This is a genomic window from Frigidibacter sp. (assembly GCF_030695035.1).
In the GTDB taxonomy this organism is placed as follows: domain Bacteria; phylum Pseudomonadota; class Alphaproteobacteria; order Rhodobacterales; family Rhodobacteraceae; genus Frigidibacter.
The window spans coordinates 439,464-463,951 of sequence record NZ_JAUYTT010000012.1 but is presented as its reverse complement, the minus strand read 5'-3'; the positions used below and the strand labels follow the sequence as shown (position 1 = coordinate 463,951).

Sequence of the window (24,488 nt, the reverse complement as noted above, 5' to 3'; positions counted from 1 at the left end):
GGCGGGGTTGACCGTGGCGGCGAATGGTGGCCGTCTGGCACCCGCAGCGCAGGAGAGCCCCGATGCCAGACCAGACCGCAACCGCCATCGTCACCGGCCATTCCCGCGGCCTCGGTGCCGCCATCGCCGCCGAGCTTCTGGCGCGCGGCGCGCGGGTTCTTGGGCTCGCGCGCAGGGGCAATCCGGCGCTGGCAGAGGCCTATCCGGAGGCGCTGGCAGAGGTTGCGCTGGACCTTGCGGACCCGGCGGCGCTGGCGGAGTGGCTGGGCGGGGATCGACTGCGGTTGCATCTGACCGGGGCAGGGCCGGTGCTGCTGGTCAATAATGCCGGCATGGTGGAGCCCATCGGCCCTGCCGGCACTCTCGACCCGGCTGCCATCGCCAGGGCCGTCGCGCTGAACGTGACCGCTCCGCTGATGCTGGCCGATACACTGATCGCCGCGACGACGGGCGCGCCCGACCGCCGCGTTCTGCATGTCTCCAGCGGGGCCGCGCGCAACGCCTATCCGGGGTGGAGCCTCTACTGCGCCACCAAGGCCGCGCTCGACCATCACGCCCGCGCCGTGGCCGAGGACAAACGCCCCGGCTTGCGCATCGAAAGCCTCGCGCCCGGGGTGATCGACACCGACATGCAGGCCGCGATCCGCGCCACAACCGAGGCGCAGTTCACGATGCGCGAACGGTTCGTGGGACTGAAGGAGAGTGGCGGGCTGTCCAGCCCCGAGGATTGCGCCCGCCGGCTGGTGGCGCACCTCACCGGGCCAGCCTTTGGCGCGTCGCCAGTCACCGACCTGCGCGACTTCGGCTGAGGGCTCAGGCCGCCGCGCCGATGCGCCGGGCCTTCAGCGTGGCATGGGCGAAGGCCGCGGCAAAGGCGGCGGTCATCAGCAGCACGATGGTCGGGGCGGGCGCGCTGTCCAGCGCCACGCTCAGCACCACCCCGCCGATGGACGACCCAAGCGCCACCGCGACCGACACCGCCATCATCGACCCGAACCGCCGCGTCAGCAGGAAGGCCGTCGCCCCCGGCGCGATCAGCAGCGCCACCGCCAGGATCACCCCCGCCGCCGTCAGCGCGCCGACGATGGTGGCCGACAACAGCGCCAGCAGCCCATAGTGCAGCGCACCCACCCGCAGGCCCACCGCCCGCGCCTGCGCCGGGTCGAAGGCGTGTAGCAGAAACTCGCGCCATTTGGCCAGCAGCACCAGCGTCACCACCACGCCGATGATCCCGGTCTGCCACAGGTCGGCGGCGGCAAGGCCCTGAATGTCGCCAAAGAGGATGTGGTCGAGGTGCAGTTCCGTCTGCACCTGCGAGTACAGAACCAGCCCAAGCGCGAACATGCCCGAGAAGACGACGCCCATCACCGTGTCCTGCTTGACCCGGCTGCGCTCTCGGATGAACCCCGTCGCCAGCGCGCAGGTCATGCCGGCTGTGAAGGCCCCCACCGCCAGCGGCAGCCCGGCCATCCAGGCCAGCACCACGCCGGGGAAGACGGCGTGGGACACCGCATCGCCCATCAGCGACCAGCCCTTGAGCACCAGAAAGCAGGACAGCAGCGCCGTCGGCACCGCGACCAGCACGGCCCCCAGCAGGGCGTTTTGCAGGAAGGGCAGCTGGAAGGCCGCGATCAGGTCCATCATGCCGCGGCCTCCGCACTGCGCCGGCGCGCGGCGATCAGCCCATGCTTGGGGGCGAAGACGAAGGCCAGCAGGAACAGGCCGGTCTGCGCCAGGACGATGATGCCGCCGGTCGCCGCATCGAGGAAGTAGCTCGCATAAGCCCCCGCTGCGCAGGTCAGCGTACCGATGGCAACCGACAGGCGCAGCAGCACGGCAAAGCGGTCGGTCAGCAGGTAGGCCGTCGCCCCCGGCGTCACCACCAGCGCGATCACCAGGAACGCCCCGACCGTCTGCATCGCCGCCACCGTCGCCGCGGCCAGCAGCGTGAAGAAGATGCCCCGCAGCAGCACCGGGTTCAGGCCGACGCTGCGGGCATGGGCCTCGTCGAAGAAGGTCACCATCAGGTCCTTCCACTTGGCGCCAAGGATCGCCAGCGACACCACGCCGATGATCGCCAGTTGCAGCGTATCGGCCGGGGTGATGGCCAGCACATTGCCCATGATGATCGTCTGCACATTCACCGGCACGGGGGAGACGGAAATCATGAACAGCCCCAGCCCGAAGAAGCTGGAGAAGATCAGCCCGATGATCGCATCCTCCTTCAGCCGCGTGCGCTGGTTCAGCACCAGCATCGCCGCCGCCGCCAGCCCGCCCGACAGGAAGGCGCCAAAGGCGAAGGGCAGCCCTAGCATCCACGCCCCCGCCACGCCCGGCACGATGGAGTGCGACAGCGCGTCCCCGATCAGCGACCAGCCGCGCAGCATGAGGAAGGCGGAGAGGAAGGCGCAAAGGCCCCCGACCAGAGCGGAGACCCAGATGGCGTTGACCATGTAGCCATAGGTGAAGGGCTCGAGCAGCAGGCTCATGCGCGGGCCCCGGTCTTGGCGGGCATATCGGCGGCGAAGGCCAGATTACGCAGCGCGCCGCCGAAGGTGTCTTCCAGATTGGCGCGGGTGAAGACCTGCTCCGTCGGCCCCTCGGCCAGCACGGTGCCGCGCACCAGCACGATGCGGTCGCAGAACTCCGGCACCGCGGCAAGGTCATGGGTGGCGACCAGCATCACCCGCCCCTCGGCGCGCAGCTCCTTCAGCAGCGTCACGATGGCGGCCTCGGTCTGCACATCGACGCCGGTGAAGGGCTCGTCGAGCAAGATCACCCGCGCCTCCTGCGCCAGCGCCCTTGCAAGGAACACCCGCTTGCGCTGGCCGCCCGACAGCTCGCCGATCTGGCGCAGCCGGAACTCCTCCATCCCCACCCGTGCCAGCGCGGCAGACACCGCCTGCCGGTCGGCAGGGCGGGCGCGGCGGAAGAAGCCCATATGGCCGAAGCGGCCCATCATCACCACATCCTCGACCAGCACCGGGAAGGTCCAGTCCACCTCCTCGGCCTGCGGGACATAGGCGACAAGGTTGCGCTTCAGCGCCTGCGGGGCGGGCAGGCCGAGGATCGCCACCTCACCCGCCGAGGGGCGCACGAAGCCCATGATCGCCTTGAACATGGTGGATTTGCCGCCCCCATTCACCCCCAGAAGCCCGGTGATGCTGCCGGTCGGCAGGGTGAAGGCGGCATCGCGCAGCGCGGTGTGGCCGTTGCGATAGGTCACCGTCAGGCCGCGCACCGACAGGCCGGGGGGGGGCGTCACCGGCGCGCTGCCGGCAAGGCTGAGCGCCGGGGCGGTCATTGGGCAAGTCCCTTGGCAATGGTTTCCGAGGTGACCCGCAGCAGGTCGATATAGGTCGGCACCGGCCCATCGGGCCCGCTGAGCGAGTCCACATAAAGCACCCCGCCATAGGCCGCGCCGGTTTCCCGCGCCACCTGCTCTGCGCCATCGGCCGGGATCGTGCTTTCGCTGAAGACCGCCGGAATGTCATGCTCGCGCACCGCGTCGATCACCCGCCGCACTTGCTGCGGCGTGCCCTGCTGGTCGGAGTTGATCGGCCAGAGATACAGCTCCTGCAGCCCGAAATCGCGCGCGAGGTAGCTGAACGCGCCCTCGCTGGTGACCAGCCAGCGCCGGTCCTCGGGGATCGCTTCCAGCTGCGCGCGGATCGGCTCCACCGCGGCCATGATCTCGGCCTTGTAGGCCTCGGCATTGGCCTTGTAGATCTCGGCATTCGCCGGGTCATGTTCCATGAAGGCGTCGCGGATATTGTCCACGTAGATCATCGCGCCGTCCGGGCTCATCCAGGCATGGGGGTTGGGCTTGCCCTCATAGGGTCCGTCGGCGATGCCCATCGGCTCCACGCCCTCGGACACGACGATGCCGGGCACGTCGGGCAGGTTGCGGAAGAAGCGCTCGAACCATTGCTCGAGGTTCAGCCCGTTCCACAGGATCAGGTCGGCATCCTGCGCGGCGATGATGTCGCCGGGGGTGGGCTGGTAATTGTGGATCTCTGCCCCCGGCTTGGTGATCGAGGTGACCACGGCGGCATCCCCCGCCACATTGGCGGCGATGTCGGCGATGACAGTGAAGGTGGTGACGGCCCGGAACTTGTCCTCGGCAACAGCCGGGCCCGCCAGCAGCATCAGCGCGGCGAGCGCCCCGGTCACCCGGCCCCTCCGTCCTCTGATCCCTGCATTTCGCGTCGGTCCCGGCATCGTCATCTCCTTTTTGAGAGTCGTTCTCAAGAAAGGTAGGATGCTTGTGCAGAATTGCAACTGCAAACTATTCGCAAGAGAGTGAAGGGGGCGTTGCGGGGGGCAGCGGATGTATTTTGCACACGCCGCGCCTGTGGTAGTTCGTGCGCGCCGCCTTCGAAGGATCCCGCATCTTGACCGCTCCAGTCACCGCCCCCACCCTGACCCGCTGGATGCGCGAGGAGTAGCTGCTTCTGCTCTTGCTCGCCCTGTTGCCCCTGCTGCTCTGGCAGGTGCCAACGCGCCCGGCGAACATCGCCGCGCTGGTGGACTGGAAGACCATCGGCGCGCTGGCCGGGCTGATGGTGCTCAGCCGCGGGCTGGAGGTGAGCGGGGTGATCGACCGCGCCGGCCGCGCCGCCCTGCGCGGGCTGCGGACAGAGCGGGGGCTGGCTGTGGCGCTGGTGCTGTTCGCCGCGGTGCTGTCTGCCATCGTGACCAATGACGTGGCGCTGTTCGTCACAGTACCGCTGACGCTGGCGCTGTCGAGGCTGGTGCCGCTGCCGCTGGGGCGGCTGGTGATCTTGCAGGCGCTGGCGGTCAATGCGGGCTCGGCCGTCTCGCCGGTCGGCAACCCGCAGAACCTGTTCCTGTGGCAGGTCTCGGGCGCGGGCTTCGGGGAGTTCGTGCTCGCGATGCTGCCGCTCGCCGCCGCGATGCTGGCGATCCTGCTGGCGCTGGTGCCGCTCGCCATCGGCAAGCAGACGCTGACCCTCTCCGAGCCCACCGCGCCCCTGCCACTGAACCGGCGGTTGATGGCCGTCTCGCTCGCCGCCTATCCGCTCTTCCTGCTGCTGGTGAATGCCGGCTTCGCCGTCCCGGCTGCCGGCGCCATCCTCGCGCTCTACGCGGTCGCCTTCCGGGCGGTGCTGCGCTGGCTCGACTGGCCGCTGCTGCTGGTCTTCATGCTGATGTTCGTCAACCTCGGCCTGCTGGGACAACTGCCCGCCATTGCCGCCGCGATGCCCGCGGCGCTGGCCCTGCCCGGCGGGGTCTTTTCCGTCGGCGCGGTGCTGTCACAGGCCATGTCCAACGTGCCGGCCGCGATCTTCCTCGCGCCCTTCACCGAGGATTGGCGCGCGCTGGCCTGGGGCGTCAGCGTCGGCGGCTTCGGCCTCGCCATAGGCTCGCTGGCCAACCTTATCGCGCTGCGGCTGGTGCGGGAGCCGGGGCTGTGGCGGCAGTTCCACCTGTGGTCGCTGCCGATGTTCGCCCTCAGCTTCGCTGTCGGCGCGCTCTTGCTCGCAAGCTAGACCACGGGCCCACCGCATTGGCGCACCCCATTGGCGGGCGCCCCCGGGGCCGCTATGGTCAGCGTCCCGCAGACAGGAAGCTGACGCCATGACCGCACTCGACCCGACCCGCCGCATCCCGCTCCTCATCGCCGGTGAAATCGGCGCCCGCGCCGATCAGGTGGCGCAGGCCATCGCGCTTCTGGATGGCGGTGCGACGGTGCCCTTCATCGCCCGCTACCGCAAGGAAGTGACCGGCGGGCTCGATGACACGCAACTGCGCACCCTTGCCGAGCGGCTGGTCTATCTGCGTGAACTGGAAGCCCGCCGCGCCGCGATCCGCGACTCGATCGCGTCGCAGGGCAAGCTCACGGCGGATCTGGAGCTGGGCATCGCCGGGGCGGTGACGAAGGCGGAGCTGGAAGACCTCTACCTGCCCTACAAGCCCAAGCGCCGCACCCGCGCGATGATCGCCCGCGAGAACGGGCTTGGCCCGCTGGCCGACGCAATCCTGCAGGACCGGCGCTCCGATCCGGCGGCGCTGGCGGCGGGATACGTCACCGAGGCGGTGCCCGATGCCAAGGCCGCGCTGGAGGGCGCGCGCGACATCATCGCCGAGGGGCTGTCCGAGGATGCCGACCTGCTGGGCCGGCTTCGCGCCCATATGAAGAAGGTCGCGGTGCTGTCGGCGCGGGTGGTGGAGGGCAAGCAGGCCGAGGGTGCCAAGTTCTCGGACTACTTCGCCCATTCCGAAAGCTGGGCCACTGCGCCCAGCCACCGCGCCCTGGCGATGCTGCGCGGGCGCAACGAGGGCGTGCTGTCGCTGGATCTGGAGATCGACGCCGATGCCGCCCCCGGCACCGGCCCGGCGGAAGCCATCGTCCGCGGCGCGCTGAAGGCCGGCGGCCAACTGCCCGGCGATCTGTGGCTGGCACAGGTGGCGGGCTGGGCCTGGCGCGTCAAGCTGCGCACCTCGCTGTCGCTGGACCTGATGACCGACCTGCGCGAGCGGTCCGAGGCCGAGGCGATCCGCGTCTTCGCCCGCAACCTCAAGGACCTGCTGCTGGCGGCCCCGGCGGGCGGCAAGGCGGTGCTGGGGCTGGACCCCGGCATCCGCACCGGCTGCAAGGTCGCGGTGATCGACGCGACCGGCAAGGTGCTGGCGACCTCCACCGTCTATCCGTTCCAGCCGAAGAACGACCTGCGCGGCGCGCAGGCAGAGCTTGCCATGCTGATCCGCAAGCATGGGGTAGAGCTGATCGCCATCGGCAACGGCACCGCCAGCCGCGAGTCGGAAAAGCTGGTGGCGGACCTTCTGGCGCAGCTGCCCGCGGGGCCGAAGCCGACCAAGGTGATCGTGTCCGAAGCCGGCGCCTCGGTCTATTCCGCGTCCGAGCTGGCGGCCAAGGAGTTTCCCGATCTCGATGTGTCCCTGCGCGGCGCGGTGTCCATCGCCCGCCGCTTGCAGGACCCGCTGGCCGAGCTGGTGAAGATCGAGCCCAAGAGCATCGGCGTCGGGCAATATCAGCATGACGTGGACCAGCACCGACTTGGCCGCTCGCTGGAGGCGGTGGTGGAGGATGCGGTGAACGCGGTCGGGGTGGATGTGAACACCGCCTCGGCCCCGCTGCTGGCCCGGGTCTCGGGCCTCGGGCCATCACTGGCCGAGGCCATCGTCGGGCACCGCGACGCCAACGGCCCGTTCGCCACCCGCCGTGCCCTGCTGAAGGTGGCGCGGCTGGGGCCGAAGGCCTATGAGCAGGCGGCGGGCTTCCTGCGGATCCCGGGTGGCAAGGAGCCGCTGGATGCCTCCTCGGTCCACCCCGAGGCCTATGACCTCGCTCGCCGCATCGTCGCCGCCTGCGGGCGGGACCTGCGCGAGGTGATGAAGGATGCAAGCGCGCTGAAACGGCTGGAGCCGGCAGAGTTCGTCGATGACCGCTTCGGCCTGCCCACGGTGAAGGACATCCTCGCCGAGCTGGAAAAACCCGGCCGCGACCCGCGCCCCGGCTTCAGGACCGCGACCTTCGCGGACGGGGTCGAGGACATCAAGGACCTGAAGCCGGGGATGCTGCTGGAAGGCACGGTGACCAATGTCGCGGCCTTCGGCGCCTTTGTCGATATCGGCGTGCATCAGGACGGGTTGGTGCATGTCAGCCAGCTGGCCGACCGTTTTGTGAAAGACCCGCATGAGGTGGTGAAGGCGGGCGATGTGGTGAAGGTCCGGGTGACGGAGGTGGATGTGGCAAGGAAGCGCATCGGGCTGACCATGCGCAAGGAGGCGGCGCCGGTGGAGCCGCGCGCCCCTGCGCAGGGCGGGCCCAAGCCCGGCCCGCGCGCGCCGATGGCGGCGTCCCCCAAAGCGGCTGGCGCTGACGTCGGCGGCCTCGGCGCCGCGCTGCTGGATGCGATGCGCAAGCGGTGAGCGGGGGAGGGGGGCTGTCTGCCCCCCTCTTGCGGCTTTGGCCGCAATTCACCCCCCGAGGATATTTCCGAAAAAGCAAAGCTGAATTTACGCTTTGTTGACTCTTGTCGGCGCAACCTCGGCGCGCGGTACAGGCGGGGACGCCGATGACCGCAAAAAGCAAGGGTGCCCTGTCTCCCCCGCTCAGGCGGCCCGAGGCGGGGCACCAGCTGGAATTGCTTTTTCGGAAATATCCTCGGGGGTGAATTCGCGCGGCACGCGCGAAGAGGGGGCAGACAGCCCCCTCCCTCCGCCGGCCCCCGCGCCCCCCCGCTCAGGTTCCCCGCGGCTTGGCGCGCAGGGTGGGTTCCGCGACTGTCGGATCCTCGGGCCAGGGGTGGCGCGGGTAGCGGCCGCGCATGTCCTTGCGGACCTCGGCATAGGTATTGGCCCAGAAGCCCGGCAGGTCCATCGTCACCTGCACGGGCTTGGCGCCGGGTGAGAGCAGGGTGATGCGCAGCGGGCGGCGTTTGGGGCCGACCACGGGATGCAGGGTGACGCCGAACATCTCTTGCAGGCGGATCTCGATTCCCGGGGCCTCCCTGGCATAGTCGATGGGCACCCGGCGGCCGAGCGGGGTCTCGAAGTGCTCGGGCGCGAGGCGGTCAACGAGTTGCTGGCCGTCCCAGCCGAGCAGGGCCTTGAGGGCCTCGGTCAGGTCGAGTGCACGCAGCTCGCCCTCGCTGCGTTTGCCGTTGAGATATGGCAGCAGCCAGCCCTCGGCGCTGTCCAGCAGGGCGGTATCGGTCATCTCGGGCAGCTCGGCACCCTCCTCGCGCAGCAGGTCCACCCGGGCGCGCAGGCGGGCGGCGCGGGGGTGCCACGGCAGGCCGATCTGGCGAAGGCCGTCGAGGGCGGCGCGGGCGAGGGCCTCGGGCGGGGCGTCGGGCCAGGGGCGGTCGTCCAGCACCAGCGGGCCGAGGCGCTCTTGCCGCCGGGCCAGCACCCGCCCCTCGCGGCGTGACCATGCGCAGTGGTCGTGCCAGGCGATCTGGTCCGCGAAGAGTCGGCGCAGAGCGGGTTCGCGGATCTCCACCGCCTGCCGCACGCCCGCCTCGCGCGCATCTCCATCAAGGTCCGTCGCCACGATCAGCCGCGATTGCGCCAGCGGGTCCGTCTCCTTCAGCACCGCGCCCTTGCCGCCTGACAGCAGGTAGCGCGGGGCCTCGCCCTTGCGGCGAAGGCCGATGCGGTCAGGGTAGGCCAGCGCCGCCATCTCGGCGGGGGTGTAGGAGCCGTCGTTCGCCGGGGCCATCCGGGCCAGCCGTTTCGCCTCGGCGCGGATGCGTTCGATGGTGCCGCGGTTCACCGGCCAGACATGGTCCGCCTCGAAGGCCTTGGGATCGCGCAGGGCCGCCAGCCGCAGGGTCAGGTCCACCGGCGCGCCTTTCAGCGGGTCGCGTTCGGCCAGCAGGGCCGCCAGTGTCGCCGCTGAGGGTCCGGCCACAGCCAGCATATGCGCCAGCCGCGGGTGGGTCGGCAGGGCAGCCAGCGTGCGGCCATGCGGGGTGATGCGCCAGCCCTGGCCGCGGTCCTCCAGCGCCCCCAGCCCCGCCAGCAGCGCCTGCGCCTCGGCCAGCGCCGGGCCGGGGGGCGGCGTGAGGAAGGCCAGCGCCGCAGGGTCCGCGCCCCACAAAGCCAGCTCCAGCGCGAGGCCGGCAAGGTCTGCCGTCTCGATCTCGGGCGGGGGGAAGGCGGCAAGGCTGCCCTCTTCGCCGCGCGACCACATGCGGTAGCAGACCCCGGGCGCGACCCGGCCGGCGCGGCCGCGGCGCTGCTCGGCCTCGGCCTTCGTCACCCGTTCGGTCACCAGCCGCGACATGCCGCTGCCCGGATCGAACCTTGCCCGCCGCGCCCGGCCGCCATCGACCACCACCCGCACATCCTCGATGGTCAGCGAGGTTTCGGCGATGGCGGTGGCGAGCACCACCTTGCGGCCCGAGGCGGCGGGCGCAATCGCCGCGCGCTGCGCCGCAAACTCCATCGCGCCGAAAAGGGGATGCACGGTGCAGCCCGCGGGCAGGCGGCCGCGCAGCAGCCCTTCCACCCGCCGGATCTCACCCTCGCCGGGCAGGAACACCAGGATGCCGCCCTCGGTCTCGGCCGCGGCCTCGGCCACCAGCGCGGCCACCGCAGGCTCGAAGCGCATGGTGCGATCCAAGGGGCGCGGCAGCCAGCGCGTTTCCACCGGGAAGGCGCGGCCATCCGAGCGGACCAGTGGCGCGCCGTCCAGCAGCGCCGCCACGGGTTCGGCATCGAGCGTCGCCGACATCACCACCAGCAGCAGATCCTCGCGTAGCGCGCCGCGGACCTCCCATGCGAGGGCAAGGCCCAGATCGGCATTCAGGCTGCGTTCGTGGAACTCGTCGAAGATCAGCGCGCCGATGCCGGGCAGGTCGGCGTCGGACTGGATCATCCTTGTCAGGATACCTTCGGTCACCACCTCGATGCGGGTGGATTTCGACACCTTCGCCTCGCCGCGGATGCGGTAGCCGACGGTCCGGCCCACTGGCTCGCCGAGTGTCGCCGCCATCCGCTCGGCCGCGGCGCGTGCCGCCAGACGTCGCGGCTCCAGCATGACGATGCGCCCTGTGGTCAGCCCCGCCTCCAGCATCGCCAGCGGCACGCGGGTGGTCTTGCCGGCGCCGGGCGGGGCCACAAGAACGCAGCGGCCCTCCGCTTGGAGGGCCGCGGTCAGCGCAGGAAGCGCCTCGTCTATCGGCAGCCGGTCAATCAAAAGCCTTTCAATCATTGGGGCCTTATCGCCGTTTCAGCACGCCTTTGCCATAGAGTGTATCCATCTCGACCTCGCCCACCCGCAGCACGCCGTTCTGCGCCGGGCGATAGATCAGCCGGAACGGGAAGCGGGTCTTCTCGGCCATATCCTCGGCCGAGAAGCCTTGCAGGCGGCGGTATTCGCCTGCGCAGGTGATCCGGTCCCCCTGCTTCACCGGGTTCGACAGCTTCACCTGGCTGCGGCGCTTGCCGTCGAAGAGCGTCAGGTTCAGCTTGCAGGCCTCGGCCTCTGGCACGTCGCGCAGGGTGGCATAGGCGGCGGTCATCGGATCGACTGTGCCGCCTTGGGTGGCGGGGTCGATGTCCTGATCTTCGGGCTTGCGCGGCGGATTGTAGACCTTCAGCTGCGGCACCCCGGCGCGATATTCCATCACCGATTCCGACTGGCGGCGGCCGGTATCGGCCGTTTCGTGATAGGTGCGCGGGGTATAGCGGGTGCCGCTGAGGCTGCCCGACACCTTGGCATCATAGCGGATCTTCTTGATCGCGGCGAGGACGCCGCTGCTTTGCAACTTGCCCGAAGCGGCATAGGTCGCCCCGTCAATCGCCCCCGCGATCGACAATGTTCCGGCGCGCAGCCCGCGCAAGTGCAGGTCGAAGACGGCGCTGTCGGTCTGGTTGGCCGCCGCGGGGTGCGGGCCAAGTGGCAGCGCGGCCAGCGCCAGCACGAGGGCGGCCAGGGCGGGAGGCGAAGGCAGGAGGCGGCGCAGGAAAGGGATCATTAGGATTCTCGCTGTTGCGGGGCCGATGCGCTGGACATATCCCGGACGGGGGCGGCAAGACATCCCCGGGCCCGTCAACTTTAGTGACAAGTCCGCTAGCAGCCTCGTGGTTGCATGACGGCATGACATTTGCATGATGGGCGGCAGAATAAGGGGCGCCAGATGACGGGTCTTGAGGTGGCAGAACTGGCCCGCGGCGTGCGAGGCGGAGAGCGGCGGGCACTGGCGCGGGCGATCACGCTGGTGGAAAGCCGACGGGCCGATCACCGAGTTGCGGCGGGCGAGTTGCTGGATGCGCTGGCGGGCACTGGGCGGCAGGCGCTGCGCATCGGGCTGTCGGGCACGCCGGGGGTGGGCAAATCCACCTTCATCGAGGCCTTCGGGATGATGCTGACCGCGCAGGGGCTGCGGGTGGCGGTGCTGGCGGTCGATCCCTCATCCGCGCGGTCGGGCGGCTCGATCCTTGGCGACAAGACCCGGATGGACCGGCTGTCCCGCGATCCGCGCGCCTTCATCCGGCCCTCGCCCAGTCAGGCGCAGCTGGGGGGCGTGGCGCGGCGGTCGCGCGAGGCGGTGGCGCTGTGCGAGGCGGCGGGCTTCGATGTGGTGCTGATCGAGACGGTGGGGGTGGGCCAGTCGGAAACGCTGGTCGCCGGAATGGCCGACCTCTTCGTGCTGCTGCTGGCCCCCGGCGGCGGGGATGAGCTGCAGGGCGTCAAGCGCGGCATCATGGAGATTGCCGACCTGATCCTGGTGAACAAGGCCGATGGCGACCTGAAGCCCGCCGCCCTGCGCACCGTGGCCGATTATGCCGGCGCGCTGCGGCTGCTGCGCAAGCGGGTGCAGGACCCGGAGGGCTTTCCCAAGGCGCTGCCGGTCTCGGCGCTGGAAGAGGCGGGGTTGGCCGCGGCTTGGGCCGAGATGAAGGCGCTGGCCGACTGGCGCCGCGCCAATGGCCATTTCGCCCGGGTCCGCGCCGAACAGGCCCGCAGCTGGTTCGAGGATGAGGTGCGCCAGGGTCTGCTGGCGCGGCTGGAGCGGGACGCGGGCCTGCGCGCCCGGATGGCCGCCCTGGGCGATGCGGTCGAGGCGGGCCGCGCCGCCCCCTCCCGCGCCGCCGCCGAGGTGCTGGCGGCGCTGGAGGCGGCTCAGGGGTGAGCGGCGCGGGAGTCGGGCGGCGCCTGCTCGCGCTCCGCCAGCCCGTAATCGCGCAGCACCTCGGCCACCCGTAGTCGGTAGCCGGCGAAGACCCCGCCGCGCCCCGCCGCCTGTGCCGCCCGGTGCGCGGGCCGGTTGCGCCACGCCGCCACCGCCGCCGCATCGGTGAAGAAGGACAGCGACAGCAGCTTGCCGGGCGCGCTCAGGCTCTCGAACCGCTCCACCGAGACGAAGCCGGGCAGCGCCTCCAGCTCTGCCCGCAGCAATGCGGCATGGTGGAGATAAGCCTCGCGTTGCCCCGGGGCCGGCTCCAGCTCGAAGATCACCGCGATCATGGGGCGGGCGCGGCATGGGGCGTGGAGACCAGCCGCAGAAAGGTGCGGTCCTCGCGCAGCAGGAACTTCTCGCGCTGCGCGAAGGCGTAGTTTTCCTGCCCCAGCGGGTCGGCGGCCAACCGGGCGCGGTAGGCCTCATAGGCAGCAAGGCTGGGGATGGTGTAGATGCCATAGGCCAGCGTGCTGGAGCCTTCGGCCGGGGCGAAATAGCCGATCAGCCCGGCCCCGCAGCGCGGGATGGCCTGGCCCCAGGTGCGGGCATAGGCGGCGAACTCGGCATGTTTGGTCGGGTCGATCTGGTAGCGGATCACGCATGTGAGCATGGGAGGTCCTTTCCTTGTGGGTGCAGCCTACCCGCTTGCGCGGCGCCCATGCTTCGCCCATGATCGAACCATGACCGAAGGCCCCGACATCTCCCGCACCGCCGCGCTGATCGGCGACCCCGCCCGCGCCGGGATGCTGGCGGCGCTGATGCGCGGGCAGGCGCTGACCGTATCGGAACTGGCGGCAGAGGCCGGGATCGGCCTGCCCACCGCCAGCGCCCATCTGGCCCGGCTGGAGGGCGGCGGGCTGATCGCCCCGCGCCGGCAGGGGCGGCACAAGTATTTCGAGCTGGCCTCGGACGACGTGGCGGCGCTGCTCGAGGCGCTGATGCGGTTCTCGGGTGGCGCCGCCCCGACGCGGCTGCCGGGCCCCCGTGATCCGGCGCTGCGGCAGGCGCGGGTCTGCTACAACCATCTGGCCGGGGAGCGCGGGGTGCAGCTCTACGACAGCCTCGTCGCGCGCGGCTTCCTGCAGGCGGCCGGTGAGGGCCTTCGCCTGACCGAAGACGGCGCCGGGTTCATCGCGGGTTTCGGCATCGATATGGCTGCACTTCACGCCGCGCGCCCGCCGCTCTGCCGCGAGTGCCTTGACTGGAGCGCGCGGCGCAGCCATCTGGGGGGCAGGCTCGGCCGCGCCTTCCTGCTGGCGATCGAGGCGAAGGACTGGGCGCGGCGCAGCCCCGGCAGCCGGGTGATCGCCTTCACCCCCGAAGGCGCCCGTCGTTTCGCGCTGGCCTTTCCGGCAACACGGGCGGATGACCTTTCGCGCATCGCGCGGGGATGAATCGCTTGACGCCTGCCAGCTTTGCCCGTAATTGGCGCGGACGGAATTCGGGGCACCCGCGTGAGGCGCCCCTTTATGGTATGATGCGGGCCGCTCTGTCGCAATGACATCGGCCCGGGAAACGAAGGATGAAACGATGTCGCGCGTTTGCGAACTGACCGGGAAAGGCCCGATGACGGGCAACAACGTGAGCCACGCGAACAACAAGACGCGTCGCCGCTTCCTGCCCAACCTGAACGAAATCACCCTGATCTCGGACGTTCTGGGCCAGTCCTTCCGGCTGCGCATCTCGGCGGCCGGCCTGCGCTCGGTCGACCACCGCGGCGGTCTGGACGCGTTCCTCGCCAAGGCGAAGGATGACGATCTGTCCTCGAAGGCACTGAAGATCAAGAAAGACATCGCCAAGGCGCAATCCGCCGCGGCCTGATCCTGCTGATTGTCTGATTGCGCGGCCCTGCCCATCGGCGGGGCCGTTTGCATTTGCGGCTGCTGCATTATGCCGCTTTCCCGGCGGGTGCCGCGCCCGCTAGGGTGCCCGCATGAACAGGCGTCCCGCCCATACCGTCTTCTTGCTGCTGCTGGCACTGCTGCTGGGGCTGACGAGCCAGTCGCTCGCCACCGCCCGCGGGCAGACGCGGGCCGGCGAGGCAGTGGTGATCTGTTCGGGGGACGGCTTCGTCACCATCGAACTGGATGCGCAGGGCAACCCGGTTGGCCCGGCGCATCTGTGCCCCGACATGGTGCTGGCCTTCTTCGCGGCGATGGACCTGCCGCAGGTCGCCCTGCCGCAGCGCGAGGGCCGGACCGAGCGGGCGGCGCCGCCGCCGGGCCAGACTGCGGCTTCGCACAGCGCCCCTGCCGCAAACGCCCGCGCGCCTCCGACCACGGTCTGACGCTTCACCGCTTTCAGGCCCACGCTTTTCAAGGAGTTACGCCATGCGCGTTCCCATGTTCAAATCCGCCGCGGCGGTTGCTGCCCTTCTGTCCTCGCTGATGCTTCCGGGCCTCGCCCGGGCCGAGGGCGGGATCACCGTCTCTGATCCCTACGCCCGCGCCTCCACCATGATGTCCGCCTCTGGCGCGGCCTTCATGGTGATCGAGAACCACACGGCTGCCGATGACCGGCTGGTCTCTGCCGCGTCGGACATTGCCGAGCGGGTGGAGCTGCACACCCATGTCGCCGATACCAATGGCGTGATGCAGATGATCGAGGTGCCGGAGGGCTTCATGATCCCGGCGAATGGCAGCCATGCCCTGCAGCGCGGGGCGGATCATGTGATGTTCCTCGGCCTGACTCGGCCTCTTGCGCAGGGCGATATCATCCCGGTGACGCTGACCTTCGAGACGGCGGGCGAGGTGGTCGTCGAGGTGCCGGTGGATCTGGAGCGCAAGCCGATGCATGGCCAGATGCAGGGGCAGATGCAGGGCAAGATGCAGATGGGCGCGCCCAGCAACTGAGGCTGCGCCAAGGGCCGGCGCCGGGGGGCTGTCTGCCCCGCCCCAATGGTAAAGGCGGGGGGCCTTCTGCCCCCCGGACCCCCCGAGGATATTTGGAAAAGGCAAAGGGAAAGAGGGTGTTACGCCAGCAGGCTGTCGACCCAGGCAGGGACGAGTCTGGTGGCGGGGCCCTGGCGGGCCTCGTCGAACTCGGCCGTGAGCGCGGAGGGGTCGAGGTTCAGCTCCAGCGTCTGCGCGCCGGCGCGGGCGGCGTTCTGGGCGAAGGCGGCGGCGGGATAGACCTGGCCCGAGGTGCCGATGGAGACGAAGAGGTCGGCCTCGCGCAGCGCCTCCCAGATCTGGTCCATGTGATAGGGGATCTCGCCGAACCAGACGATATCGGGGCGGGTTGCGGGTGCGGCGCAGGCGGGGCAGGGGTCTTCTGGGGCCATGACCGCAGGGGCGGGCCAGCGATGGCCGCACTCGGCGCAGAGCGCGCCGGCGAGGCTGCCATGCATGTGCAGGACGCTCGAGGCGCCGCCGCGTTCGTGCAGGTCATCGACATTCTGAGTGACGATCAGCAGATCATGCCGCCCCGCCGCCTGCAGCCGGGCCAGCGCCTTGTGGGCGGCGTTGGGCTCGGCACTGGCGGCCGCGGCACGGCGGGCGTTGTAGAAGCGGTGGACGAGGGCGGGGTCGCGGGCGAAGCCTTCCGGGGTCGCCACATCCTCGATCCGGTGCTGTTCCCACAGCCCGTCCGCGGCGCGGAAGGTGGCAATCCCGCTTTCGGCGGAGATGCCGGCGCCGGTCAGCACCACGATCTTGTGCGGCGCGGCCATCCCGTCAGCCGCAATAAGCCTCGGCCGTCGCGCCGAAGTCGCGGTAGCGCAGCCAGAACGCCTCATCCCGCGGGCGGCTCGATTGGCGCACTTCCTGCGCCTGATGCGGGTCGCGGAAGAACTTGGCCGCGGCGCGCTGATCGGCGCGCGACAGGGTCTGGTCGGCGACGCCCTGGATGCAGCCGCAAAGCTGCGGCGTGGCCTGCGCCCGGCCCGAGGCGAGGCAGGCCGAAGAGATTGGGCCCGCCGCGGCAGGTCCCGCAAGAAGCGCGGCCAGCGCGGCCGCAAGCAAAGCTGTTCTGGTCATGTCACTGCCCTTCAATCCCGGCGCCGCTGCCGGTTTGCCCGGCCTGATCGGGTCTGCGGCGCCCTTTGTCATTGGCGCAACTATGCCGATTCGCAGCAGATTTTTCAATCTCTGCTGAAGGAATGCGCCGATTTGACCGCCCGGCGCAGCCGGTGGTGGCGCGGCGCGCAAAGGCCCCCGGATATGGGGTCAGCCGGCCGGCACGGCCTCATATCCCGCCGCCGCCAGCGCCGCGATCACCGCCTCTGGCGCCGCGCCGGTGACAATCTCGGCCCGCCGCGTGGCCAGATCGACCGTCACGCTTGCGCCCGCGTCCACCCCGGCCACCGCCGCCTCGACCGCGGCACGGCAATGGCCGCAGCTCATTTCGGGTATGTTCAGGATCATTGTCGCCCCCTTTGCGCCTGCCTTGCCCCTGCATCCCGCGGCCCGCGCCAAACGTCAACTGCGCAAGGGCGCGAAGCCCGGCTTGACCGCCGCGGCAAACCCGCTCATATGGCCCGCATGACCGAACTTTCCCAGATCCGCAACTTCTCGATCGTGGCGCATATCGACCACGGCAAATCCACCCTCGCCGACCGGCTGATCCAGCTGACGGGGACGGTCGCCGCGCGCGACATGAAGGCGCAGTTGCTCGACAGCATGGATATCGAGCGGGAACGCGGGATCACCATCAAGGCCAACACCGTGCGGATCGAATATCCGGCGAAGGATGGCAAGACCTATATCCTGAACCTGATCGACACCCCCGGCCATGTCGACTTCGCCTATGAGGTCAGCCGCTCGATGCGCGCCGTCGAAGGCTCGTTGCTCGTCGTCGACGCCTCGCAAGGCGTCGAGGCGCAGACGCTGGCCAACGTGTATCAGGCGATTGACGCGGGGCATGAGATCGTGCCGGTGCTGAACAAGATCGACCTGCCCGCTGCGGAGCCCGAGCGGGTGAAGGAGCAGATCGAGGATGTGATCGGCATCGACGCCAGCGAAGCCATCCCGATTTCCGCCAAATCCGGCCTTGGCATCCCCGATGTGCTGGAGGCGATCGTCACCCGCCTGCCGCCCCCCAAGGGCGACCGCGATGCACCGCTGAAGGCGATGCTGGTCGACAGCTGGTATGACAGCTACCTTGGCGTCGTCGTCATGATCCGGGTCATGGACGGGATGATCCGCAAGGGTGACCGCATCAAGATGATGCAGACCGGCGCGGTTTACGGCGTCGACAAGCTGGCGGTGCTGAAGCCGCAGATGGTGGATATTGCCGAGCTTGGGCCGGGCGAGATCGGCATCTGGACCGGATCGATCAAGCAGGTGCGCGACACGCGGGTGGGGGATACCATCACCCATGAGCGCCGCCCCTGCCTTGAGGCGCTGCCGGGCTTCAAGCCGGCGCAGCCGGTGGTGTTCTGCGGCCTCTTCCCCGTCGATGCCGCGGATTTCGAGCCACTGCGCGAGGCCATCGAAAAGCTGTCGCTGAACGACGCCTCCTTCAGTTCGGAAATGGAAACCTCGGCCGCGCTTGGCTTCGGCTTCCGCTGCGGCTTTCTGGGTCTGCTGCACCTTGAGGTGATCCGCGACCGGCTGGAGCGGGAATATGACCTCGACCTGATCACCACGGCCCCATCGGTCGTGTTCAAGCTGCATATGAAGGACGGCGAGGTGCGCGACCTGCACAACCCCGCCGACATGCCCGACCTGACCTTTGTCGACCATATCGAAGAGCCGCGGATCAAGGCCACGATCATGGTGCCCGACGAGTATCTGGGCGACGTGCTGAAGCTTTGCCAGGATCGCCGCGGTATCCAGTTGGACCTGACCTATGCCGGCAGCCGCGCGATGGCGGTCTATGACCTGCCGCTGGCCGAGGTGGTGTTCGACTTCTACGACCGGCTGAAATCGGTCACCAAGGGCTATGCCAGCTTCGACTACCAGATCAGCGAATACCGCGAGGATTTCCTGGTGAAGATGTCGATCCTGGTGAATGACGAGCCGGTGGATGCGCTGTCGATGATGGTGCACCGCGACCGCGCCGAAAGCCGCGGCCGGGCGATGGTGGAGAAGCTCAAGGAGCTGATCCCGCGGCACATGTTCAAGATCCCGATCCAGGCGGCCATCGGCGGCCGGGTGATCGCGCGCGAGACGCTGTCGGCGATGCGCAAGGACGTGACGGCCAAATGCTATGGCGGCGACGCCACCCGCAAGCGCAAGCTGCTGGACAAGCAAAAGGCCGGCAAGAAGAAGATGCGCCAGTTCGGCAAGGTGGAGATTCCGCAAGAAGCCTTCATCTCGGCCCTGAAGATGGACGACTGAAGGGCCTCGCCCGGGCGCATTCGGGCCATGCCCTCAGAGCTTTCGGGCTTTGCCCTTGTGCCGGGGCCTGCGAGCGCTTATCTCTACCGTATGGGATTGTGCCTGCACCTGATTGCGACCTGTCCCTTCCCCGATGGCAACGGCCGGCTTTTCGCCGACAAAGGCGACCCGCCTTGGCCCGTGCCAGCCTCTGATCCTGCTTTCGTCCGTGCGGCGCGCCCTTTGCGGCGCGCGTCCGGGCTACTCAGGCATCCGGGGCCCTCGTTCTGAAAGGACGACAGATGACCATGGATGATCTGATCCGCGTCGAAAAAGTCTTCACGCCCGCCGCCCGCCCGCGCTTCAACGCCGACGCCGTCACGCTCGCCGTGCGTGCGCTGACCGATGACGCCACCGCGGCGCGCGAAGCCAAGACCGCCAAGCTGCGCACCGCCCGCCTGCAATATGAGGCGACCGAGAAGGCCCAGAAGGCCGCCGAACCGAAAAAGCCGGCCAAGAAAGCCGCTGCCAAGCGTGCGACCCCGGCGAAACCCGCCGTCTGAACCTTGCAGGCCGCGGTGCCGGACGGGGACCGCGGCCTTTGCGCGGGGCAAAATTTCGCCCCGCCGTCATGTTTCTGAAACGTTCCCTCTGGACAGCGGTGGCTCAGCAGATACTATATGTTGTGTTCACGGTGCTGATCCCCGCAAGGGGTAAGGCATGGGAAGCCGGTGCAAACCCGGCACTGCCCCCGCAGCTGTAAGCGGCGAGCCAAGGCCAACAACGCCACTGGGAAACCGGGAAGGCAGGCCAAGGCCGCGACCCGCGAGTCAGAAGACCGACCCTGAACCGATAATCAGCCACGGGCGGAGGGCCCGGTAGGGATGGTCCGTCGCGCGCGCCGCGGCCCCGTTTCTGCTTGCCTCCCGTGCCGTCCGAACCGGAGCAGAACCATGACCGTCACCGTCTATTCCAAACCTTCCTGCGTGCAATGCGTGGCCACCTATCGCGCGCTTGACCAGCGCGGGATCGATTACAGCGTCATCGACCTTTCCGAAGATGCCGAGGCGCTGGACCGCGTCACCGCGCTTGGCTACCGGCAGGTGCCGGTGGTGGTGGCGGGCGGTGATCACTGGGCCGGGTTCCGTCCCGACAAGATCGGCGCGCTCTGCTGATTGCGGCGCCATGGGCGGGCTCGTGTTCTTCTCCTCGGCCTCGGGCAATACCGCGCGCTTCGTCGAACGGCTCGGCCTGCCGGCGCAGCGGATCAGGATCCGGATGTCCGACCCCCTGCCGGTCCCGCCCCAGCCCTACCTGCTGATCTGCCCCACCTACGCGGACAATGACGGGGGCGGCGCTGTTCCCAAGCAGGTCATCCGCTTCCTCAATGATCCCGCTGCCCGCGCCCTGCTGCGCGGGGTCATCGCCGGCGGCAACCGCAACTTTGGCCGCTTCTACGCCCATGCCGGCGACGTCATCGCCAAGAAATGCGCCGTGCCGCTGTTCTACCGCTTTGAACTCGCGGGAACCGATACCGATGTCTCGCGCGTCCGCGACGGGATCGCCGCCTTCTGGAGAGACCAATGCTCGACCGTTCCGTGACCCCCGAACCCGAAACCGCTGGCGCACTCGATCACCATGCGCTGAACGCGATGCTGAACCTCTATGATGATGAGGGCAGGATCCGGTTCGAGGCCGACCGCAAGGCGGCGCGGGCCTATTTCCTGAACCACGTCAACCAGAATACCGTTTTCTTCCATAGCCTTGAAGAGAAGCTCGGCTATCTGCGCCGCGAGGGCTATTACGAGCCCGAGATGCTGGACCGCTATGGGCCCGCCTTCCTGCGCACGATCTTCGATGCCACCTATGCCCGCAAGTTCCGCTTCCCGACCTTCCTCGGCGCCTTCAAGTATTACACGAGCTACACCCTGAAAACCTTTGACGGGAAACGATATCTCGAACGCTACGAGGACCGCGTGGTCATGGTCGCGCTGACGCTGGCGCAGGGCGACGAAGCGCTGGCGCTGCAGCTGATGGACGAGATGATCTCGGGCCGCTTCCAGCCCGCGACGCCGACCTTCCTCAACGCTGGCAAGAAGCAGCGGGGCGAGCTGATCTCGTGTTTCCTGCTGCGCATCGAAGACAACATGGAAAGCATCGGCCGCGGCATCAACTCGGCGCTGCAATTGTCCAAGCGCGGCGGCGGCGTGGCGCTGATGCTGACCAATATCCGCGAGGCGGGGGCCCCGATCAAGGGCATCGCCAACCAGTCCTCGGGCGTGATCCCGGTGATGAAACTGCTGGAGGACAGCTTCAGCTATGCCAACCAGCTGGGCGCGCGGCAGGGCGCGGGCGCGGTCTACCTGAACGCGCATCACCCCGATATCCTGCGCTTCCTCGACACCAAACGCGAGAATGCGGATGAGAAGATCCGCATCAAGACCCTCAGCCTGGGCGTGGTGATCCCCGACATCACCTTCGATCTGGCGAAGCGGAATGAGGATATGTATCTGTTCTCGCCCCATGACGTGCAGAAGGTCTATGGCCTCGCCTTCTCGGAAATCTCGGTCACCGAGAAATATGCCGAGATGGTCGATGACCCGCGCATCCGCAAGACCAAGATCAAGGCGCGCGAGTTCTTCCAGATACTTGCCGAGATCCAGTTCGAAAGCGGCTATCCCTATATCATGTTCGAAGACACGGTGAACCGCGCCAACCCGGTGGCGGGGCGGATCAGCATGTCGAACCTGTGCTCGGAAATCCTGCAGGTGAACGAGGCCAGCAGCTATCACGATGACCTCTCCTACGATCATCTGGGCACCGACATTTCGTGCAACCTCGGCTCGCTGAACATCGCCGCGGCGATGGATGGCGGCGATCTGGGCGGCACGGTGGAGGTCGCGGTGCGGGCGCTGACCGCGGTGTCGGACATGTCGGCGATCAACTCGGTGCCCTCGATCCGCCGCGGCAATGATGAAAGCCACGCCATCGGGCTGGGGCAGATGAACCTGCATGGGTATCTGGCGCGCGAGCGCATCCATTATGGCAGCGCCGAGGGCATCGACTTCACCAACATCTATTTCTGCACGGTGCTGTTCCATTGCCTGCGCGCGTCGAACGCCCTGGCGCGGGAACGGGGGCACAGCTTCCGCGGCTTTGCGGCCTCGCGCTATGCCGATGGCAGCTTTTTCGACGATTATGTCAGCGCCGACTGGCAGCCCGAAACCCCGCGGGTGGCAGAGCTTTTCGCCAAGGCCGGCATCCCGGTGCCGACGCGCGAGGAGTGGGCGGCGCTGAAGGCCGCCGTGATGGCGCATGGCCTTTACAACCGCAACCTGCAGGCGGTGCCGCCAACCGGCTCGATCAGCTATATCAACAACTCCACCTCCTCGATCCACCCGATCACGTCGAAGATCGAAATCCGGAAAGAGGGCAAGATCGGCCGCGTCTATTACCCCGCGCCGTTCATGACCAACGACAACCTCGAATACTACCGCGACGCCTATGAGATCGGCCCCGATGCGATCATCGACACCTATGCCGCGGCCACCCGCCATGTCGATCAGGGCCTGTCGCTGACCCTGTTCTTCCGCGACACCGCGACCACGCGCGACATCAACCGCGCGCAGATCCGGGCCTGGAAGGCCGGGATCAAGACCATCTACTACATCCGCCTGCGCCAGATGGCCCTTGAGGGGACCGAGGTGCAGGGCTGCGTTTCCTGTTCCCTGTGAGGCTGACGATGAAAGACATGATGCCAAAGCGCAGCGCCGTTCGCGCGGTGAACTGGAACCGGCTGGAGGATGACAAGGACCTTGAGGTCTGGAACCGGCTGACGGGCAACTTCTGGCTGCCCGAAAAGGTGCCGCTGTCCAATGACGTGCAAAGCTGGGCGACGCTGACCCCGGCGGAACGGCAGCTGACGATCCGGGTCTTCACCGGGCTGACGCTGCTGGATACCGTGCAGAACGCCGTGGGCGCGCCGACACTGATGGCCGATGCCGCCACCCCGCATGAGGAGGCGGTGCTGTCCAACGTCGCCTTCATGGAGGCGGTGCACGCCCGCAGCTATTCGTCGATCTTCTCGACCCTGTGTTCGACGGCCGAGGTGGACGACGCCTTCCGCTGGTCCGAGGAAAACCCGCATCTGCAGCGCAAGGCCGCGCTGATCCTCGATGAATATGCCGCCGGGGCCGACCCGCTGCACCGCAAGGTCGCCAGCGTGTTTCTGGAAAGCTTCCTTTTCTATTCAGGCTTCTACCTGCCGATGTTCTGGTCAAGCCGCGGCAAGCTGACCAACACCGCCGACCTGATCCGCCTGATCATCCGCGACGAGGCGGTGCATGGCTATTACATCGGCTACAAGTATCAGCGCGCCCTGGAGCGTCTGCCCGAGGCGCAGCGGCAGGAGGCCAAGGACTTCGCCTTCTCGCTGATGTTCGATCTTTACGACATCGAGCAGCACTATACCGCCGAGCTTTATGACAGCGTCGGGCTGACCGAGGATGTGAAGAAGTTCCTGCATTACAACGCCAACAAGGCGCTGATGAACCTGGGCTATGAGCCGCTGTTCCCCGCGCAGGTCTGCGATGTGAACCCGGCGATCCTGGCGGCGCTGTCACCCAATGCCGATGAGAACCACGACTTCTTCTCGGGCTCCGGCTCCAGCTATGTCATCGGCAAGGCTGTGGCGACCGAGGATGCGGACTGGGACTTCTGAGGCTTAGTTTTTCTGAGCCTCAGACCGCCTTTCCCACCAGCTTCAGCACGGCGCCCGCGGCGCGGTGCTGTTTGGGCCAGCGGATGAAGATGATCGACGGGCTGGGCAGATCGCCTGCCTGCATCACCGCGGGCAGCGCGGCCAGCGTGGTCACGGTGCTGCGTTCGGCGGCGGTGGAGGCGCTGGAGACGATGGTCACCTCCAGATCCATCGGCACCCCGGCGCGGCGCAGGCCGGCGGTGAAGGCCGCGACCTTGCGCACCCCCATGTAGAGCGCGAGCGTGGTGCCGGGGCGCAGCATCTCGGCCCAGTCGGGCTCCGGGTCGCCGGGGCGGCAGGTGGCGGTGGCGAGCATCAGCCGGTCGGTCTGGCCGCGCTCGGTGAGCGAGCGGCCAAGGCTGGCGCAGGCGGCGCTGGCGGCGGTGATGCCGGGCACGATTTCCACGGCGATGCCGGCGGCGCGGGCGGCTTCCAGCTCTTCCGTCGCGCGGCCGAAAATGCCGGGGTCGCCGGATTTCAGCCGCACCACGCGCTGGCCCTGAAGGGCGGCGGCGACGATCACCGCGTTGATCCGCTCCTGCGGCCAGTCATTCGCGCCGACCTCCTTGCCGACGAAGACCCGGCTGGCCTTGGGGCGGGCGAGGCCAAGGACCGCGGGGTCCACCAGCCGGTCGTAGAAGATGACATCGGCCTGTTGCAAGTGCCGCAGGGCCCGCAGTGTCAGCAGGTCCGCCGCGCCGGGGCCCGCGCCGACGAGGGCGATGGAGCCGGGTTGCGGGGCAGACCGCGTGGCCCATCTGCGCAGCATCGAGAGGGGGGTCATGATCG

At 68.6% G+C, this 24,488-nt stretch carries 26 protein-coding genes and 1 riboswitch; of the genes, 14 read left to right on the top strand and 12 right to left on the bottom strand.

Features of this window, described 5'->3' with window-relative positions:
• Window positions 1–62 precede the first annotated feature (62 nt).
• Window positions 63–809, top strand: coding sequence for an SDR family oxidoreductase (locus Q8S30_RS13695; RefSeq protein WP_305666563.1), 747 nt, complete (start codon window positions 63–65; stop codon window positions 807–809).
• 4 nt (window positions 810–813) lie between these two features.
• Here the strand turns inward: Q8S30_RS13695 and Q8S30_RS13690 are convergent, their stop codons facing one another.
• The 4 genes from Q8S30_RS13690 to Q8S30_RS13675 are packed head-to-tail and all read right to left on the bottom strand — an operon-like array spanning window position 814 to window position 4,149.
• The gene (locus Q8S30_RS13690; RefSeq protein ID WP_305666562.1) at window positions 814–1,644 is read right to left on the bottom strand and encodes a metal ABC transporter permease; all 831 of its coding nucleotides are present in this window, start codon (window positions 1,642–1,644) and stop codon (window positions 814–816) included.
• The gene (locus Q8S30_RS13685; RefSeq protein WP_305666561.1) at window positions 1,641–2,489 is read right to left on the bottom strand and encodes a metal ABC transporter permease; all 849 of its coding nucleotides are present in this window, start codon (window positions 2,487–2,489) and stop codon (window positions 1,641–1,643) included. Before Q8S30_RS13685 ends, Q8S30_RS13690 begins: the two co-directional genes overlap by 4 nt.
• Entirely contained in the window at window positions 2,486–3,304 is an 819-nt protein-coding gene (locus tag Q8S30_RS13680) for a manganese/iron ABC transporter ATP-binding protein (protein ID WP_305666560.1), read from the bottom strand. Before Q8S30_RS13680 ends, Q8S30_RS13685 begins: the two co-directional genes overlap by 4 nt.
• Window positions 3,301–4,149 (bottom strand): metal ABC transporter substrate-binding protein, encoded by an 849-nt coding sequence (locus Q8S30_RS13675; protein WP_305666637.1) that lies wholly within the window; start codon window positions 4,147–4,149, stop codon window positions 3,301–3,303. The genes Q8S30_RS13680 and Q8S30_RS13675 overlap by 4 nt, the downstream gene beginning before the upstream one ends.
• Window positions 4,150–4,472: 323 nt before the next feature.
• Between Q8S30_RS13675 and Q8S30_RS13670 the strand changes: the two genes are divergently transcribed.
• On the top strand, window positions 4,473–5,513 hold the full coding sequence (locus tag Q8S30_RS13670; protein ID WP_305666559.1) for an SLC13 family permease: 1,041 nt from the start codon (window positions 4,473–4,475) through the stop codon (window positions 5,511–5,513).
• Between the two features lie 88 nt (window positions 5,514–5,601).
• Window positions 5,602–7,917, top strand: coding sequence for a Tex family protein (locus tag Q8S30_RS13665; protein ID WP_305666558.1), 2,316 nt, complete (start codon window positions 5,602–5,604; stop codon window positions 7,915–7,917).
• 313 nt (window positions 7,918–8,230) lie between these two features.
• Here the strand turns inward: Q8S30_RS13665 and hrpB are convergent, their stop codons facing one another.
• The gene (gene hrpB, locus Q8S30_RS13660) at window positions 8,231–10,693 is read right to left on the bottom strand and encodes an ATP-dependent helicase HrpB (RefSeq protein WP_305666636.1); all 2,463 of its coding nucleotides are present in this window, start codon (window positions 10,691–10,693) and stop codon (window positions 8,231–8,233) included.
• Window positions 10,694–10,715: 22 nt separating this feature from the next.
• A complete protein-coding gene (locus Q8S30_RS13655) occupies window positions 10,716–11,474 on the bottom strand; it encodes a DUF3108 domain-containing protein (RefSeq protein ID WP_305666557.1) in 759 nt (252 codons plus the stop codon).
• Between the two features lie 162 nt (window positions 11,475–11,636).
• On the opposite strand from Q8S30_RS13655, the gene meaB reads away from it, so the two are divergent.
• Window positions 11,637–12,632 (top strand): methylmalonyl Co-A mutase-associated GTPase MeaB, encoded by a 996-nt coding sequence (gene meaB, locus Q8S30_RS13650; protein ID WP_305666556.1) that lies wholly within the window; start codon window positions 11,637–11,639, stop codon window positions 12,630–12,632.
• On the opposite strand, the gene Q8S30_RS13645 is transcribed toward meaB, so the two are convergent.
• Entirely contained in the window at window positions 12,623–12,967 is a 345-nt protein-coding gene (locus Q8S30_RS13645) for an antibiotic biosynthesis monooxygenase (RefSeq protein ID WP_305666555.1), read from the bottom strand. The genes meaB and Q8S30_RS13645 overlap by 10 nt on opposite strands.
• Complete coding sequence (locus Q8S30_RS13640; RefSeq protein ID WP_305666554.1) at window positions 12,964–13,290, bottom strand: NIPSNAP family protein; 327 nt, start codon at window positions 13,288–13,290, stop codon at window positions 12,964–12,966. The genes Q8S30_RS13645 and Q8S30_RS13640 overlap by 4 nt, the downstream gene beginning before the upstream one ends.
• A gap of 70 nt (window positions 13,291–13,360) precedes the next feature.
• On the opposite strand from Q8S30_RS13640, the gene Q8S30_RS13635 reads away from it, so the two are divergent.
• The 4 genes from Q8S30_RS13635 (at window position 13,361) to Q8S30_RS13620 (ending at window position 15,532) form a co-directional block, all read left to right on the top strand.
• On the top strand, window positions 13,361–14,074 hold the full coding sequence (locus tag Q8S30_RS13635) for a helix-turn-helix transcriptional regulator (RefSeq protein ID WP_305666553.1): 714 nt from the start codon (window positions 13,361–13,363) through the stop codon (window positions 14,072–14,074).
• Between the two features lie 136 nt (window positions 14,075–14,210).
• Window positions 14,211–14,501, top strand: a complete 291-nt coding sequence (gene rpmB / locus Q8S30_RS13630) for a 50S ribosomal protein L28 (RefSeq protein ID WP_305666552.1) — start codon at window positions 14,211–14,213, stop codon at window positions 14,499–14,501.
• A 112-nt stretch (window positions 14,502–14,613) separates the two neighbouring features.
• Window positions 14,614–14,967: a hypothetical protein gene (locus Q8S30_RS13625; RefSeq protein ID WP_305666551.1), complete on the top strand. Its 354-nt coding sequence runs from the start codon at window positions 14,614–14,616 to the stop codon at window positions 14,965–14,967.
• A 43-nt stretch (window positions 14,968–15,010) separates the two neighbouring features.
• A complete protein-coding gene (locus tag Q8S30_RS13620) occupies window positions 15,011–15,532 on the top strand; it encodes a copper chaperone PCu(A)C (RefSeq protein ID WP_305666550.1) in 522 nt (173 codons plus the stop codon).
• 119 nt (window positions 15,533–15,651) lie between these two features.
• Here Q8S30_RS13620 and Q8S30_RS13615 read toward each other — a convergent pair whose 3' ends face one another.
• From Q8S30_RS13615 to Q8S30_RS13605, 3 genes are all read right to left on the bottom strand, one after another.
• Window positions 15,652–16,350, bottom strand: coding sequence for an NAD-dependent deacylase (locus Q8S30_RS13615; RefSeq protein ID WP_305666549.1), 699 nt, complete (start codon window positions 16,348–16,350; stop codon window positions 15,652–15,654).
• Window positions 16,351–16,354: 4 nt separating this feature from the next.
• The gene (locus Q8S30_RS13610; RefSeq protein WP_305666548.1) at window positions 16,355–16,657 is read right to left on the bottom strand and encodes a hypothetical protein; all 303 of its coding nucleotides are present in this window, start codon (window positions 16,655–16,657) and stop codon (window positions 16,355–16,357) included.
• 189 nt (window positions 16,658–16,846) lie between these two features.
• Window positions 16,847–17,044 carry a cation transporter gene (locus Q8S30_RS13605; protein ID WP_305666547.1) on the bottom strand — a complete coding sequence of 66 codons (198 nt, stop codon included), beginning with the start codon at window positions 17,042–17,044 and terminating at the stop codon, window positions 16,847–16,849.
• 117 nt (window positions 17,045–17,161) lie between these two features.
• Here Q8S30_RS13605 and lepA point away from each other — a divergent pair, with 117 nt between their 5' ends.
• From lepA to nrdF, 6 genes are all read left to right on the top strand, one after another.
• Entirely contained in the window at window positions 17,162–18,961 is a 1,800-nt protein-coding gene (gene lepA, locus Q8S30_RS13600; protein WP_305666546.1) for a translation elongation factor 4, read from the top strand.
• Between the two features lie 281 nt (window positions 18,962–19,242).
• The gene (locus Q8S30_RS13595) at window positions 19,243–19,503 is read left to right on the top strand and encodes a hypothetical protein (RefSeq protein ID WP_305666545.1); all 261 of its coding nucleotides are present in this window, start codon (window positions 19,243–19,245) and stop codon (window positions 19,501–19,503) included.
• Window positions 19,504–19,615: 112 nt separating this feature from the next.
• Window positions 19,616–19,802, top strand: a riboswitch (cobalamin riboswitch).
• Window positions 19,803–19,893: 91 nt separating this feature from the next.
• On the top strand, window positions 19,894–20,115 hold the full coding sequence (nrdH, locus tag Q8S30_RS13590) for a glutaredoxin-like protein NrdH (protein WP_161347718.1): 222 nt from the start codon (window positions 19,894–19,896) through the stop codon (window positions 20,113–20,115).
• Window positions 20,116–20,125: 10 nt separating this feature from the next.
• Window positions 20,126–20,542 carry a class Ib ribonucleoside-diphosphate reductase assembly flavoprotein NrdI gene (gene nrdI / locus Q8S30_RS13585; protein WP_305666544.1) on the top strand — a complete coding sequence of 139 codons (417 nt, stop codon included), beginning with the start codon at window positions 20,126–20,128 and terminating at the stop codon, window positions 20,540–20,542.
• Window positions 20,524–22,674 (top strand): class 1b ribonucleoside-diphosphate reductase subunit alpha, encoded by a 2,151-nt coding sequence (gene nrdE, locus Q8S30_RS13580; RefSeq protein ID WP_305666543.1) that lies wholly within the window; start codon window positions 20,524–20,526, stop codon window positions 22,672–22,674. The genes nrdI and nrdE overlap by 19 nt, the downstream gene beginning before the upstream one ends.
• Window positions 22,675–22,682: 8 nt before the next feature.
• Entirely contained in the window at window positions 22,683–23,660 is a 978-nt protein-coding gene (gene nrdF, locus Q8S30_RS13575; RefSeq protein ID WP_305666542.1) for a class 1b ribonucleoside-diphosphate reductase subunit beta, read from the top strand.
• 19 nt (window positions 23,661–23,679) lie between these two features.
• On the opposite strand, the gene cobA is transcribed toward nrdF, so the two are convergent.
• On the bottom strand, window positions 23,680–24,483 hold the full coding sequence (cobA, locus tag Q8S30_RS13570; RefSeq protein ID WP_305666541.1) for a uroporphyrinogen-III C-methyltransferase: 804 nt from the start codon (window positions 24,481–24,483) through the stop codon (window positions 23,680–23,682).
• Window positions 24,484–24,488: the final 5 nt, after the last annotated feature.